Genomic DNA, 15042 nt, shown 5'->3' with positions numbered 1-15042 from the left:
CCGTGGCCTGATGGCGGTTCCGTGCCTGGCGCCGATGCCCAACCTCAACGCTTGGCGGAATAGACCCTGAAGGCGTTGTCGACGGCGATTTCCTCGACCGAGAAGAAAGCCTGCGCCAAAACGGGCATGTAGGGCAGGTGGCGGTTCGCCACCATGAACAGCCGCCCGCCCGGCTTGAGCGCCGCGGCCGCCGCCTTGATCATGCGATGGCCGATCTCGGGATCGGCGTCGCGATCCTGGTGGAAGGGCGGGTTCATCACCACCACGTCGTAGCGCCGCTCGACAGGCTCCTTGGCGAGGTCCTGCCAGTGGAAGCCAGGCTGGACGGATGTGGCCGCCACGTTGGACCTGGCTGCCTCCAGTGCCTCGAAATCGGCTTCGAACAGGTCGAGCGCCTTGAGCTCCTTCGCACGCGAAACCACCTCCGCCGCGACATAACCCCAGCCGGCGCAGAAGTCGGCGACCTTGCCCTTGATGTCGGCGGGCAGGTTGTCGACCAGAAGGCGCGAGCCTGCGTCGATGCGCTCGAAGGAGAACATGCCGGGCGCGGTGCGGAAGCGGCCCTCGACCAGCACTTCGGGATTGTCGGCGCGCAAGGTTGCTGCGGCCGCCTCGGCCTGGGCGGTTCGGTGGAACCACAGCGCCGTGCCGTGATATTTGGGCAAATGGTCCTCGATCTCGAGCAAACCGCCAAGGCGCTTGCGCAAGCTCGAAATGCCGTCCTCCTTGCCGCCGGCAACGACGATCAGCCCGCCCGGCGCAACGCGTTCGATCGCCTCGGCGACACGCAGCTCGTTGAGCCCGCGATGACGCCCGGCCAGCACCAGGGTAATGTCGAAGCCGTTGTCCTCGGCGCGCGCCGCAACATCGTGTCCGGCCGCCGCCAGGGCGAGCACATGCGGGCGGAAGCCCTGGACAAGGGAAAGCCTGGCGTCGAAGCCCTGCGGCTTCCTGAAGCCCGGCTCAGCGCCAATGAACAGGGCACGCATGCCCTGCCCCGGCATCGCCAACAGCTCGGCCTCGAAGGGATAGAACAGGGTTTTCAGTGCGTCGCGTGGCATGGCGTTTTCCAGGTGTCTGGGAGTTCGATCAGCGGCCAGTCCGGGACCGCCACCAGGCTATCGCTTAGCCGTTCTTTGTCTGACCGCCAACCTCGGCAAAAAGCAAGCCACGCAACTCTCCACGCAGGCACTTCACCTCCGGCGCGCGTGAGGCCACGAACTCCAGGACGGAGTCGTGGAATGCGAAGACAAAATGACGATAGCGTGCAAACAGCGCGTCCGAATGCTGTCGATGTACGCGATTGGCCGTCCTCATTTCGTCGATCCACTCCGAGTCCAGCACCTCATAGGCTTCGTAAGCCGCAAGCCCCAAGGGCGCATAACGATGCCCGCCCAGCACCTCGTCGTTGGGATAGCCGAATTTGAGGGCAAGATACGGACCGGCGCTGACAATCGCGCATGTCTCGAACAGCACGCGTCCGGAAGCCTGTAGGTAGTAACCGAAGAGCAGACCTTCTTCATCGGCGACTACCATCGGCATGGGCGCTCCAGCGTCGCATGCCGGAACATCGATCCGTCTCAAGCTTGTCATTCGGTCGCCCCTTCCCCAAACAAAAAGGGCGCAGCCATGCGGCTGCGCCCTTTTCATGATTACATCAAGCAGAAGCTCAAGCGGCGGTTTCTTCGCCTTCGGCCTTCTTGACGATTTCCTTGCCGGTGGCCTGGTCGACGACCTTCATCGACAGGCGGACCTTGCCGCGCTCGTCGAAGCCCATCAGCTTGACCCAGACCTTGTCGCCTTCCTTGACCACATCCGAGGTCTTGGCAACGCGGTCGTTGGCAAGCTGCGAGATGTGGACGAGGCCGTCGCGCGGGCCGAAGAAGTTGACGAAAGCGCCGAAGTCGGCGGTCTTGACGACCGTGCCTTCGTAGATCTCACCGACTTCCGGCTCGGCCACGATGGTGTGGATCCACTTCTTGGCCGCCTCGATCTCCTTGGCGTTCGACGAAGCGATCTTGACCGTGCCGTCGTCCTCGATGTTGATCTTGGCGCCGGTCTTCTCGACGATCTCGCGGATGACCTTGCCGCCCGAACCGATGACTTCACGGATCTTGTCGGTCGGGATGTGCATGACCTCGATGCGCGGAGCGAATTCGCCGAGTTCCTTGCGGCCTTCCGACAGAGCCTTCGACATTTCGCCGAGGATGTGCAGGCGGCCGTCCTTGGCCTGGCCGAGCGCGATGTTCATGATCTCTTCGGTGATACCGTCGATCTTGATGTCCATCTGCAGCGCAGTGATGCCGTTGGTCGTGCCGGCAACCTTGAAGTCCATGTCGCCGAGGTGATCCTCGTCGCCCAGGATGTCGGAGAGGACGGCGAAACGCTCGCCTTCCTTGATCAGGCCCATGGCGATGCCGGCAACCGGCTTCTGCAGCGGAACGCCGGCATCCATCAGCGCCAGCGAGGTGCCGCAGACGGTGGCCATCGACGACGAGCCGTTCGACTCGGTGATCTCGGAGACGACGCGCAGCGTGTAGGGGAACTGCTCGGCAGCCGGCAGCATCGGGCGGACAGCACGCCAGGCGAGCTTGCCGTGGCCGATTTCGCGGCGGCCGGGCGAACCCATGCGGCCGGTTTCACCAACCGAGTAGGGGGGGAAGTTGTAGTGAAGGAGGAACTTCTCCTTGTACATGCCGGTCAGCGAGTCGACATACTGCTCGTCTTCGCCGGTGCCGAGCGTGGCAACGACCAGCGCCTGGGTCTCGCCCCGGGTGAACAGCGACGAGCCGTGGGTGCGCGGCAGGACGCCGACTTCGGAGACGATCGCGCGGACCGTCTTGAGGTCGCGGCCGTCGATGCGCGAACCGGTGTCGAGGATGTTCCAGCGCACGATCTTGGCCTGGAGCTCCTTGAACACGGTGGCGACCTTCTCGGACGACCACTTCGGAGCTTCCTCGCCTTCAGCGGCAAACGCTGCCTTGACCTTGGCCTTGACCGCGTCGACGGCGGCGTAGCGGGCCTGCTTGTCGGTGATCTTGTAGGCGTCGCGCAGTTCGCCTTCGACGATCTTCAGCATCTCGGCTTCGAGATCGGAATTGTCGGGCGAGGTGAAGTCGCGCGGGTCCTTGGCGGCCACTTCGGCCAGCTTGATGATGGCGTCGATGACCGGCTGGAAGCCGCGGTGACCGAACATGACGGCGCCGAGCATCACGTCTTCAGCCAGTTCCTTGGCTTCCGACTCGACCATCAGCACGGCGGCGTCAGTGCCGGCGACGACGAGGTCGAGCTTCGATTCCTGCATCTCGTCGATGTGCGGGTTGAGCACGTATTCGCCGTTGATGTAGCCGACGCGCGCGCCGCCGATCGGGCCCATGAAGGGCACGCCCGAAAGCGTCAGCGCAGCCGAGGTGGCGACGATCGACAGGATGTCAGGGTCGTTCTCGAGGTCGTGCTGGACGACGGTGACGACGACCTGGGTGTCGTTCTTGTAGCCTTCGGCGAAGAGCGGGCGGATCGGACGGTCGATCAGGCGCGAAACCAGCGTTTCCTTCTCGCTCGGGCGGCCTTCACGCTTGAAGTAGCCGCCAGGAATCTTGCCGGCTGCGTAGGTCTTTTCCTGGTAGTTGACGGTCAGCGGGAAGAAGTCGAAGCCCGGCTTCGGCTCCTTGGCCGAAACGACGGTGGCGAGGACGACGGTTTCGCCATAGGTGGCGAGCACGGCGGCATCGGCCTGGCGCGCGATCTTGCCGGTTTCGAGGATGAGCGGACGGCCGCCCCATTCGATTTCAACTTTGTGGTGATTGAACATATTCTGTCCTTCGTGGCGGGAACGGTCGACGCCGCATCTCGGCGCGCCAATTCCCTGGCTTGTTCGGCGCGCCATAGGAAAACCTCCTGGTCTTCCGCTCGCGCCTTGGCTTCGGTTTGGCCAGCCACGGGCAAGACAACAAGAAGCTCGGCGGGAGAAATGGCCGCAAATGCGGCCGGCCGAACGTCCTGCAATCCTGCCCCATGACCGTCCATGGGCGGTTCGGGCGCGTCGCTGCGGCGCTCCGGAACCTTTTTCAGCGCGACCCCGCCCCTGTGGCGAGATCGGACCGATGGACCACCGATGAGGATGGCCCGAATGCGCGACCGGCGGGTCCTCCCCTGGGGGAGAACCCGCCGGTCAATTCATCAGCGGCGCAGACCGAGCTTTTCGATCAGCGTCTGATAGCGTGCGTCATCCTTGCGCTTGAGGTAGTCAAGCAGCGAGCGACGCAGGGAGACGAGCGCCAGAAGACCACGACGGGAGTGGTTGTCCTTCTTGTGGTCCTTGAAGTGCTCGGTCAGGTTCTTGATGCGCTCGGAGAGGATGGCAACCTGGACTTCCGGCGAACCGGTGTCGCCTTTGGCGGTTGCGAACTGAGCCATAAGCTCGGCCTTGCGCTCTGCAGTGATCGACATCGTGTTTTCCTTTCAATCTGGAGGAAACGGGACGCCCTCGGCCGGGATGTCGTCCAGCTGGGGCCAATGGAACAAGGCGCTCAAAAGCGCGATGTTGCGGCGCATATAGTGGAATTTGGCAACAAAAGCCAGTCCCATTCGCAAGCCGGCTCCGGGCCGCGCTTCAGAGCCATTTGCGCCAGCGGAAAAACAGCACCAGCGAGATCGCGACAAAGGCCATGAAGCCAAGCGCCGCCGGATAGCCGTAGGGCCATAGCAGCTCAGGCATGTTCCAGGGCGAGCTGGCGGGGTCGAAATTCATGCCCCAGATGCCGGCGAGGAAGGTCAGCGGGATGAAGATCGCCGAGACGATGGTCAGCACACCGATGATCTCGTTGGTCCGTGACTGCGATAGCGACAGCTGCATCTCGATCAGGCCGATCATCGTTTCGCGCTGGGATTCGACCGTTTCGGCGAGACGGATGGCATGGTCGAGCGTGTCGTTGAAATAGACCTTCGTCTCGGCCGTGATGAAGGGGGCATCGGAGCGGATGAGTGTCGTCAGGGCGTCGCGCAACGGCATGATCGTGCGCTTGAGCAGGCTGGTTGCCCGGCGCAAGCCGTGCAGCTGGCTGATGTGCTGCTTCCTGGGCGCGGCTAGCAGCTCGTCCTCGATGGCGTCGACCTTGTCGCCGGTGGCATCGACAATCGGGAAGTAGCTGTCCACCACCGCATCGATCAACGCATAGGCAAGATAATCGGCCTTGCGATTGCGCAGGCGGCTCGGATTGGAGGTGCGGATGCGCTGGCGCACCGGCTCGAACGGGTCGCCCTCGCGCTCCTGGAAGGTGACGACGAACTTGTCGCCGAAGAAGAACGAAATCTGCTCGTAGCGGCTGGTCCTGGCGTCGTCGATCATCGACAGTACGAAGAAGGCATGCTCGTCGAAGAAGTCGGCCTTGGAGCGCTGGCCTGTGTTGACCACATCCTCGAGTGCCAGCGTGTGCAGGTGGAAGATCCTGCCGATCTCCTCGATCAGGCCGATATTGGCGAGCCCGACGCAGTCGAGCCAGATCAACGGCCAGTTGTTGCAAGCCGCCTCGACGTCATCAAGGCTGGCGTCGTCGACGAACTCTCAGGTATCAGGTGAGATCAGCGTCAGGTTCAGCGCCGACTGGCGCGCCGACGGATCGGCGATCAGCGTGCCGGGTGACGCGCCGACCGGCGGCCGTGCGTGCTGGCGATGGCGACGATTGCCGTTGGGTTCAGCCAGTGCCATTTCGCCTCGCTCGCGGAATCATGTCAGCGATCCAAGCGGAAACGGCACCGGCAGACAAGCGTCAGGCAGTGAACACCCGCTTGGGCTTGAACATGCCCTGCTCGATGGCGCCGATGGCGACGAGCTTGCCGCGCGCGGTGGCGCAGGCTTCCTCGGCCTCGACAGGGGCATCGCGGCCGCGAACGATGACCGGGTTGCCGAGCCTGATCTTGGAGGCGGCTTCGTCGGTCACGGCGACCTGCGGCAGGCAGTCGAGTGCCGCCGAGGTGTCGACGACAAATTCATCGATCGCTGTGAAGTCCCATTTGCCCTCTTCGCCTTCCGGCTGGCCGGCGGTGCGAGCCGCCTCGAGCTCGGCAATGGTGACGAAGTCCTCTGCCGTGAAGGGGTCGACTTCGGTGCGGCGAAGCTCGGAGATGTGGCCGAAGCAGCCGAGATCCCGTCCCATGTCGCGGGCAAGCGAGCGGACATAGGTGCCCTTGCCGCAATCGATCTCGAATACGGTGCGATCAGCACTGTTTTCGATGATCTCGAGACGGCCGATCTCGACCTCGCGGGCCGGAATGTCGACGGTCTCGCCCTCACGGGCGAGGTCATAGGCGCGTTCGCCTGCGATCTTGATCGCCGAGAACTGCGGCGGCGTCTGCATGATGACGCCGGTATATTTCGGCATGACGGCGCGGATCTCTTCCTCGGACGGACGCTTGTCCGAGGTCTTGGTCACCGGTCCTTCCAGGTCATCGGTCGAGCGCTCTTCGCCCCACGAGACGGTGAAGCGGTAAACCTTGGCGCCATCCATGACGTAAGGCACGGTCTTGGTGGCTTCGCCGAGCGCGATCGGCAGCATGCCGGAGGCGAGCGGGTCGAGGGTTCCGGCGTGTCCGGCCTTCTCGGCGTTGAACAGCCACTTGATCTTGGAGACGGCCTCGGTCGAGCCCATGCCCACCGGTTTGTCCAGCACCAGCCAGCCGGAGACGGGCCGGCCTTTCTTCTTGCCGCGACGCGACATGTCAGTCTTCCTTGTCTTCTTCGCCGTCGAGGTCGCGCGCCACTTCGGGCGAGCGCAGCAGATCGTTGATCTTGGCGAAATTGTCGTAACTGGTGTCCAGCCGGAAACGGAATTCCGGCATGTATTTCATCTGCTTGAGGGCAAATGAAACGCGGCCACGGATGAATTTGGCGTATTTGTTGAGTGCCGAGATGACCGCGTCCGGGTCCTTGGCGCCGATCGGCGACACGAAGGCTGTGGCGATCTTGAGATCGGGCGACATCCGCACCTCGGTGATCGAGATGACTGTCGTTTCGATCACCGGATCGATGATTTCTCCGCGCGGGAGCATTTCGGACAGCGCATGACGCACCTGCTCGCCGACGCGAAGCTGGCGCTGGGATGGGCCTGAACTCTGAAAACGCGACATGGTCCTGAAAATCCATATGTCGCAGGAGGCGGAATGGGACCGCACATCCTGCTGCACGAAAACGGACGGCGGCCGAACGGCCACCGTCCAAATGACTAGACTAATGCCAGAGGCTTAGAGCCTCCGGGTAATCATCTCGACGCGGAAGCACTCGATGATGTCACCCTGACGCATGTCCTCGTAGTTCTGGAAGGCCATACCACATTCCTGGCCGACCGGCACTTCGGAGACTTCGTCCTTGAAGCGCTTGAGCGTCTTGAGCGTGCCTTCGTGGATGACAACGTTGTCGCGGATGAGGCGAACGCCCGCACCACGTTCGACCTTGCCTTCGGTGACACGGCAGCCCGCAACCTTGCCCGTCTTCGTGATGTTGAAGACTTCGAGGATTTCGGCGTTGCCGATGAAGGTCTCGCGACGCTCCGGCGACAGCAGGCCCGACATCGCATCCTTGATGTCATCCACAAGGCTGTAGATGATGTTGTAGTAGCGGATCTCGATGCCCTGCTGCTCAGCGGCGTGACGTGCCTGCGCATTGGCGCGGACGTTGAAGCCGATGATTGCAGCACCCGACGTTTCGGCGAGCGTGACATCGCTTTCGGTGATCGCGCCGGCGCCCGAATGGACGATGCGCGCACGCACCTCGTCGGTGCCGAGCTTGTCGAGCGCTGCGATGATCGCTTCGACCGAGCCCTGCACGTCACCCTTGATGATGAGCGGGAACTCCTTGAGGCCGGACGACTGCAGCTGCGACATCATCTGCTCGAGCGAGCCGCGCTGGGTGGCGTGCTTGGCGACAGCCTTGTCGCGCGCCAAACGCTGGCGGTACTCGGTGATCTCGCGGGCGCGGGCCTCGTTGTTGACGACCGCGAAGCGGTCGCCAGCCTGAGGCGTTCCCTGGAGGCCGAGAATTTCGACCGGCATCGACGGCGGAGCTTCTTCGAGGCGGTTGCCACGATCGTCGACCAGGGCACGGACACGGCCCCACTGGTCGCCGGCGACGAGGATGTCGCCCGGCAGCAGCGTACCGGTCTGGACGAGCACGGTCGCAACCGGACCACGGCCCTTGTCGAGCTTGGCTTCGATGACCACGCCCTCAGCCGTACGGTCGGGGTTGGCCTTCAGGTCGAGAACTTCGGCCTGCAGCAGGATCGCTTCGAGCAGCTTGTCGAGATTGGTGCCGTTCTTCGCCGAAACCTCGACGTCGAGAACTTCACCGCCCATCGATTCCACAAAGACTTCGTGGCGCAGCAGCTCGGTGCGGACCTTCTGGGCGTTCGCCGACGGCTTGTCGATCTTGTTGATCGCAACGATGATCGGCACGCCGGCAGCCTTGGCATGGCTGATCGACTCGATGGTCTGCGGCATGACGCTGTCGTCGGCCGCAACCACCAGGATCGCAATGTCGGTCGCCTGGGCGCCACGGGCACGCATCGCCGTGAAGGCGGCGTGGCCGGGGGTGTCGATGAAGGTGATCTTCTGACCGTTCTTTTCGACCTGGTAGGCGCCGATGTGCTGAGTGATGCCACCGGCTTCGCCCGACACGACATTGGCATTGCGGATGGCATCGAGCAGCGACGTCTTGCCGTGATCGACGTGGCCCATGATGGTGACCACAGGCGGACGCGACACAAGCGTCGTGCTGTGATCGGCGATGTCGAACAGGCCTTCTTCGATGTCGGACTCAGCAACGCGGCGGACCGTGTGGCCGAACTCGCCAGCCACCAGCTCGGCCGTATCGGCGTCGATGACGTCGCCCGGCTTCAGCATCTGGCCCTGCTTCATGAAGAACTTGACGACCTCGACGGCGCGCTCGGACATGCGCTGGGCCAGTTCCTGGATCGTGATGGTCTCAGGAAGGATGACCTCGCGCACGATCTTTTCGCGCGTCTCCTGGTGCATCGCACGCTTGAACTTCTCCTGGCGGCGACGCATCGCCGACAGCGAACGCGAACGTGCGTCGCCATCCGCGGAAGACAGCGCCGTGTTGAGCGTCAGCTTGCCACGACGACGGTCGTCCTCGGTCTTGGTCTTGGCCGGACGGGCGATCTCCGGGGTCGCAACGCGGCGGATCGGCGATGCGGTTGCAGCACCGGGTCCAACGCGGCCCTTCGGCTTGGCTTCCACTTCGTCAGGCACATTGGCTTCGAGGGCAGCGGCCGGCGCACGGCGGCGGGCTTCGTCCTCGGCGCGGCGGCGGGATTCAGCCTCGGTCTTGAGGCGGGCTTCCTCCTCCGCCTGGCGGCGAGCCGAATCCTCGCGCTCCTTGCGGCGGCGCTCGTCTTCTTCGGCACGGCGGCGTGCGTCTTCGGCAGCACGGGCGCGATCTTCCTGTTCTCGCGCGACCGAGCCTTCGAGCGCACGACGACGGGCGTCCATCTCGCTGCGCGACAATGAGTTCAGCACCATGCCCGAGCGCTCGGGCTGGCGCGGCGCAGGCCGCGGTGCCTCTTTCGCGACGGGCGCGGGCGTCGGGGCAGGCCTGGGCGCAGGAGCTGCCGCGACCGGCGTCGGAGCAACAGGCGCTGCTGCCACGGGCGCAACCGGAGCTGCCGGCGCGGGCGCTGCCGGCTGGGGCTTGGGCGCGAAAACAGTCTGTGCCGTCGGCGTCGGCTCGTGCTTGTCGCCGGGCATGGAGAACTTACGCTTCTTCGTCTCCACGACGACCTGCTTGGTGCGGCCGTGCGAGAAGTTCTGGCGTACCGTTCCCTGCTCCGATCCCGGGCGCTTCAGCGTCAAGGTCTTCTTCGGAGTGACGCTCAACGTGTTGTCATCGCCCGATTTGCTATCGCTCATTCCATATCCTCTGCGGCATCATCGTCGTAGGCAATCGCCGCAATCATTGCCAGATCATCCGGGGATCCGCCCCGATATCGGTCAAGCGCAACCATGCGCTTCGCGACCGCCTTGCCCGCTTCTCCCGCGAGGACGGCAGCATGTATCACATTTGTTGCCCCCAATGCCAAACCCAATTCCGCTTCCGAAAAAAGTTTGTAGGCGGGCGTGGCAGGCCCGCCGATATGCACTGTGGCCTTGCGGGCCTGGGTGATCTTGCGGACGCCATCCTCGGCGCCCTCGTAAGCATGGAGTACCAGAAGCGCCTTGCCGGCACGGACCGTGGAGTCGACCTTGGCGGCACCTAGTGCCACCAGACCGGCCTTGCGGGCAAGCCCAAGCGAGCCAAGTGCTGACCGGGCGAGCAGATTATCCACCATTGCGCCCAGATCGGGCGGCACGACGACCTGCGCCTTGAAGGCACGGGCGAACATGCCCTTGGCCGCCGCCTTGTCGATATGTAGGCGGTCGGCCGTCACCCAGCAACCGCGGCCGGGCAGATTTCTTTTGAGATCGGGATAGACGGCCGAATCCGGGCCGACGACGAAACGGATCAGATCATCCGGTTCGGCGCTTTTGCGCGTGACGATGCAGGTGCGATCGTTCATCTCGTCCAACAGATTCCCCGGCCGGCCTCACGTCACTCACCGGCGACGTCGGCAGGCACTTCCTCGGACGCAATCTCGTCCTCAGCGATCCAGCCAACCATGCGTCGGGCAGCAACAACCATCTGTTCCGCGTCGGTGCGCGAGACGCCGAAGTCGGCGAGCACGCCCGGGAAGAACTTGGTCTCTCCGTCCTTGCGTTCCTTCCAGCCGACGAGATCGTCGGCGGCGTAGCCGGCGAAGTCCTCGACAGTCGTGACACCGTCATTGCCGAGCGCCACCAGCATCGCGGTGGTGATGCCGGGAATCTCGCGCAGTTCGTCTTTCACGCCGAGCGACTTGCGCTTCTCGTCGTGCTCGGCCTCGATCTTGCCAAGATATTCGCGGGCGCGGGTCTGGATCTCGGAAGCTGTGTCCTCGTCGAAGCCGTCGATCGATGCGATTTCGTCTGCATCGACGTAAGCCACTTCCTCAACCGAGGTGAACCCTTCGGAGGCCAGAACCTGGCCGACCATCTCGTCGACGTCGAGCGATTCCATGAACAGGGTCGAACGCTCGACGAATTCCTTCTGGCGGCGCTCCGACTCTTCCTGCTCGGTCAGGATGTCGATGTCCCAGCCGGTCAGCTGCGAAGCCAGGCGCACGTTCTGGCCGCGGCGGCCGATGGCCAGCGACAGCTGATCGTCCGGCACCACGACTTCGATGCGCTCGGCGTCCTCGTCGAGAACGACCTTGGCGACTTCAGCCGGCTGCAGCGCGTTGACGATGAACGAGGCAGCCGAAGGCGACCACGGAATGATGTCGATCTTTTCGCCCTGGAGCTCGCCGACGACGGCCTGGACGCGCGAACCGCGCATACCGACGCAGGCGCCGACCGGGTCGATCGAGCTGTCACGCGAGATGACGGCGATCTTGGCACGCGAACCGGGGTCGCGGGCGACCGACTTGATCTCGATGATGCCGTCGTAGATTTCCGGCACTTCCATGGTGAACAGCTTCGCCATGAACTGCGGGTGCGTACGCGACAGGAAGATCTGCGGGCCGCGCTGCTCGCGGCGCACGTCGTAGACGTAAGCGCGGACGCGGTCGCCATACTTGTAGTTTTCGCGAGGGATCAGCTCGTCGCGGCGGATGATCGCCTCGCCACGGCCGAGGTCGACGATGACGTTGCCGTATTCGACGCGCTTGACCGTGCCGTTGACGATCTCGCCGATGCGATCCTTGTATTCGTCGTACTGGCGATCGCGCTCGGCTTCACGCACCTTCTGGACGATGACCTGCTTGGCCGACTGGGCGGCAATGCGGCCAAAATCCATCGGCGGCAGCTGTTCGGCGATGAAGTCGCCGAGCTGGGCGTCGGGGTTGCGCTCGCGTGCCGAGGTCAGGGCGATCTGGGTGGCATAGTCTTCGACCTTGTCGACGACTTCCATCAGGCGCTGCAGCTTCATCTCACCCGTGTTGGGGTTGATGTCGGCGCGGATGTTGGTCTCCTGACCATAGCGCGAGCGCGCTGCCTTCTGGATCGCGTCGGCCATGGCGGCGATGACGATCGACTTGTCGATCGACTTCTCGCGGGCGACCGCATCGGCGATCTGCAGCAGTTCGAGCCTGTTGGCGCTTACAACCATTGTCTTTCTCCCGGAGCGTCCGGCCGGATCAGGTCCAGCCGTTCGGCTCTATCAATCTTCCGTTTCGGTTTCTTCGTCTTCCGGCGCATCTTCGGGTTCGCCGCGACGCTTCCGTGCTTCCTTGCGCGCCTGATTGTCCTTGCTCAGGGCATCGCGAATAAGATCGTCGGTGAGGATCAGCCGGGCATCCGAGATCGCCTCGAAAGGCACGCGCACGGTCGGCTCCTCGCCGTAAGCAGCCTGGTCGCGCTGGATCAGGACGCTCTCTTCGTCGACTTCGGCGATCTTGCCGCGGAAGCGCTTGCGATCTGCAACCATGACCGAGGTCTCCATCTTGACGATGTGACCGATCCAGTTGCCGAAATCCGACTTGCGGACCAGCGGCCGGTCGATGCCCGGCGACGAGACTTCGAGATGATACGCCTTTTCGATCGGATCATCGACATCGAGAGCAGGCGAAACCGCGCGGCTCACCTCTTCGCAATCCTGGACGGTCATGGTGCCGTCTTCGCGCTCGGTCATGATCTGCAGCGTCAGCCCGTTCTGGCCCGAGAGGCGGATGCGAACGAGGCGGAAGCCGATCGCGCGAAGGACGGGCTGAACGATCAGGGCGATGCGGGCGTCGATGCCGGTCTCGCGAATGATGCGGTCGTCGCCTGTCTGTTCGACTGCGTTTTCGGTCATTGGTTCTCCAGACGGTCGGCAGGTAACAAAAAAGAGCGGGACCGGGTGGACCCACTCTTCGTCATACCGACCAAGAATTTGAGGCTGATATAGCCGAAGGCGGCGCGCCTTTCAAGTCCTGTGGCCGGTTGCGTCCACTGGCAGCTGTTTAGCCGACCATTGCAGCAGATGCATGGCAAACATGCGCGGACACCCCTACCGCTTCTCTCTGCGTCACCTATATTTGGTGCGTTGCACAAAAATGATGATGCAGTGCAAAAGAGGACACCGAGATGAGCACCCGCAAGCAATTTGGCCGCATTGGCGTACTGGTTCGCACCTTTGGTAGCGCCGTCGCTGCAGCAGCAGCCGTCGAGCGCGGTCATCGCCCAACCAACCAGGACCTGGTGATGCTCGGCATCGATCCGATGCACTTCGACCGCATCCGCAAATACTGATCAAGGCATTCAGGGTAGAGAGCGCACCGCTGGCCGGTCATTGGCGATAGCCGAGACGGGCCAGCCGGGCAGTGCTCCGGAGCGGCCGGTTATTCTGACCGTCGCTCTGTCCCTGGGTACTCAGCCTCCCCATTGAGGCAAAGAAAAGCCGAGGCCGGGATTCCGGGCCTCGGCTTTTTTCGTTTCAGAGGACGAGACGAACTCAGTCCTCGTTGGCGCCCAACTGGGCCAGCACCTTGCCCCGGCCACGGGCACGCAGATACAGCGGCAGCAGGACGGCGGTCGCCGCAAGCAGCAGCAACACGATCGCGATCGGCGAATGCACCAGGATCGTCGGGTCGCCCTGGCTGATGGCCAGCGCGCGGCGAAGCTGCTGCTCCGCCATCGGCCCAAGGATCAGACCGACAACGACGGGCGCGATAGGATAGCCGAAGCGGCGTAGACCATAGCCGAGCAGACCGAATGCCAGGAGCATGCCAAGTTCGAAGGTCGAGGGGTTGGCGCCAATGGTGCCGAGCGTCGCAAACAGCAGGATGCCCGAATAAAGCCAGGGCAGTGGGATGGTCAGCAGCCTGACCCAGACGCCGACCAGCGGCAGGTTGAGCACCAGGAGCATCAGGTTGGCGACCAGCAGCGAGGCGATCAGGCCCCAGACGAGCTGCGGGTTGGTCGCAAACAGTAACGGTCCCGGTTGCAGGCCGAATTGCTGGAAACCGGCGAGCATGATGGCAGCGGTCGCCGTCGTCGGCAGGCCGAGCGTCAACAGCGGCACCAGCGTGCCGGCCGCGGAAGCATTGTTGGCCGCCTCGGGGCCCGCGACGCCTTCGATGGCACCATGGCCGAACTCTTCCGGCTTCTTGGCCAGGTTCTTTTCCACCGAATAGGACAGGAAGGTGCCGATTTCGGCGCCGCCGGCCGGCATGGCGCCGATCGGGAAGCCGATTGCGGTGCCGCGCAGCCATGGCTTCCATGACCGGCTCCAGTCCTCGCGCGTCATCCACACCGAACCCTTGATCGCCTGGATGGTCGAATCGCCGCCCCTGCTGGCAGCGACGCTGAGCGCTTCACCGACGGCGAAGAGCGCAACCGCAAGCGTCGTCACCTCGATGCCGTCGAGCAGGTCGGGAATGCCGAAAGCCAGGCGCGCCTGGCCGGTCTGCAGGTCGATGCCGATGAGACCAAGGCCGAGGCCGATGAACAGCGCCGTCAGTCCGCGCAACGTCGAATCGCCGAAGGCGGCGGAGACGGTCATGAAGGCCAGGATCATCAGCGCAAAATATTCGGCCGGGCCAAAGGACAGCGCCATCTTGACGACCGTCGGCGCGACAAAGGCGAGACCGACCGTGGCGATCAGTCCGGCGACGAACGAGCCGACGGCGGCCGTTGCCAGTGCCGGGCCGCCTCGCCCGGCACGCGCCATCTTGTTGCCTTCGAGCGCGGTGACGATCGAGGCACTTTCGCCAGGCGTGTTGAGCAGGATCGACGTCGTCGAGCCGCCATACATGCCGCCGTAGTAGATGCCGGCGAACATGATCAGCGAGCCCGCGGGATCAAGCTTGTAGGTGACCGGCAAAAGCAGGGCGACGGTCAGTGCCGGGCCGATGCCGGGAAGAACGCCGACAGCCGTGCCGAGCGTCACGCCGATCAGCGCATAAAGCATGTTCATCGGCTCGAGTGCCGTGAGCAGTCCCTGGGCGAGCAGACCGAAGGTATCCATTTAGAGCCGAGCTC

At 63.7% G+C, this 15042-nt stretch carries 13 protein-coding genes and 1 pseudogene; 1 reads left to right on the top strand and 13 read right to left on the bottom strand.

The window, feature by feature from the left end; translation table 11 throughout:
• Window positions 1–44: 44 nt before the first annotated feature.
• From HNQ95_RS20520 to rimP, 12 genes and pseudogenes are all read right to left on the bottom strand, one after another.
• Entirely contained in the window at window positions 45–1061 is a 1017-nt protein-coding gene (locus tag HNQ95_RS20520) for a class I SAM-dependent methyltransferase (RefSeq protein WP_154385940.1), read from the bottom strand.
• A 64-nt stretch (window positions 1062–1125) separates the two neighbouring features.
• Window positions 1126–1542 (bottom strand): hypothetical protein, encoded by a 417-nt coding sequence (locus tag HNQ95_RS20515; protein ID WP_154385941.1) that lies wholly within the window; start codon window positions 1540–1542, stop codon window positions 1126–1128.
• A gap of 127 nt (window positions 1543–1669) precedes the next feature.
• Complete coding sequence (pnp, locus tag HNQ95_RS20510; RefSeq protein ID WP_154385942.1) at window positions 1670–3811, bottom strand: polyribonucleotide nucleotidyltransferase; 2142 nt, start codon at window positions 3809–3811, stop codon at window positions 1670–1672.
• A gap of 368 nt (window positions 3812–4179) precedes the next feature.
• On the bottom strand, window positions 4180–4449 hold the full coding sequence (gene rpsO, locus HNQ95_RS20505; protein WP_154385943.1) for a 30S ribosomal protein S15: 270 nt from the start codon (window positions 4447–4449) through the stop codon (window positions 4180–4182).
• 163 nt (window positions 4450–4612) lie between these two features.
• A pseudogene (gene corA / locus HNQ95_RS20500) lies at window positions 4613–5527 on the bottom strand (magnesium/cobalt transporter CorA); the annotation flags it as partial.
• A 36-nt stretch (window positions 5528–5563) separates the two neighbouring features.
• Window positions 5564–5707 (bottom strand): hypothetical protein, encoded by a 144-nt coding sequence (locus HNQ95_RS33745; protein ID WP_246340913.1) that lies wholly within the window; start codon window positions 5705–5707, stop codon window positions 5564–5566.
• A 61-nt stretch (window positions 5708–5768) separates the two neighbouring features.
• Complete coding sequence (gene truB, locus HNQ95_RS20495) at window positions 5769–6716, bottom strand: tRNA pseudouridine(55) synthase TruB (protein WP_067954437.1); 948 nt, start codon at window positions 6714–6716, stop codon at window positions 5769–5771.
• Between the two features lies 1 nt (window position 6717).
• On the bottom strand, window positions 6718–7125 hold the full coding sequence (gene rbfA / locus HNQ95_RS20490; protein ID WP_067954438.1) for a 30S ribosome-binding factor RbfA: 408 nt from the start codon (window positions 7123–7125) through the stop codon (window positions 6718–6720).
• Between the two features lie 114 nt (window positions 7126–7239).
• Entirely contained in the window at window positions 7240–9918 is a 2679-nt protein-coding gene (infB, locus tag HNQ95_RS20485; RefSeq protein ID WP_154385945.1) for a translation initiation factor IF-2, read from the bottom strand.
• Window positions 9915–10565 (bottom strand): RNA-binding protein, encoded by a 651-nt coding sequence (locus tag HNQ95_RS20480; protein ID WP_067965752.1) that lies wholly within the window; start codon window positions 10563–10565, stop codon window positions 9915–9917. The genes infB and HNQ95_RS20480 overlap by 4 nt, the downstream gene beginning before the upstream one ends.
• A gap of 32 nt (window positions 10566–10597) precedes the next feature.
• Entirely contained in the window at window positions 10598–12190 is a 1593-nt protein-coding gene (nusA, locus tag HNQ95_RS20475; protein WP_182575143.1) for a transcription termination factor NusA, read from the bottom strand.
• Between the two features lie 51 nt (window positions 12191–12241).
• Window positions 12242–12874 carry a ribosome maturation factor RimP gene (gene rimP, locus HNQ95_RS20470; RefSeq protein WP_067954445.1) on the bottom strand — a complete coding sequence of 211 codons (633 nt, stop codon included), beginning with the start codon at window positions 12872–12874 and terminating at the stop codon, window positions 12242–12244.
• A gap of 272 nt (window positions 12875–13146) precedes the next feature.
• Here rimP and HNQ95_RS20465 point away from each other — a divergent pair, with 272 nt between their 5' ends.
• Window positions 13147–13311 (top strand): hypothetical protein, encoded by a 165-nt coding sequence (locus HNQ95_RS20465; protein WP_169808283.1) that lies wholly within the window; start codon window positions 13147–13149, stop codon window positions 13309–13311.
• Window positions 13312–13513: 202 nt separating this feature from the next.
• Here the strand turns inward: HNQ95_RS20465 and HNQ95_RS20460 are convergent, their stop codons facing one another.
• Window positions 13514–15028, bottom strand: coding sequence for a tripartite tricarboxylate transporter permease (locus HNQ95_RS20460; RefSeq protein WP_182575144.1), 1515 nt, complete (start codon window positions 15026–15028; stop codon window positions 13514–13516).
• Between the last annotated feature and the right edge of the window lie 14 nt (window positions 15029–15042).

The sequence above is a fragment of the Aminobacter ciceronei genome (assembly GCF_014138625.1).
Lineage (GTDB): Bacteria > Pseudomonadota > Alphaproteobacteria > Rhizobiales > Rhizobiaceae > Aminobacter > Aminobacter ciceronei.
Note: the sequence above shows the minus strand (reverse complement) of the source record. Positions and strands in the feature narration are given on the sequence as shown.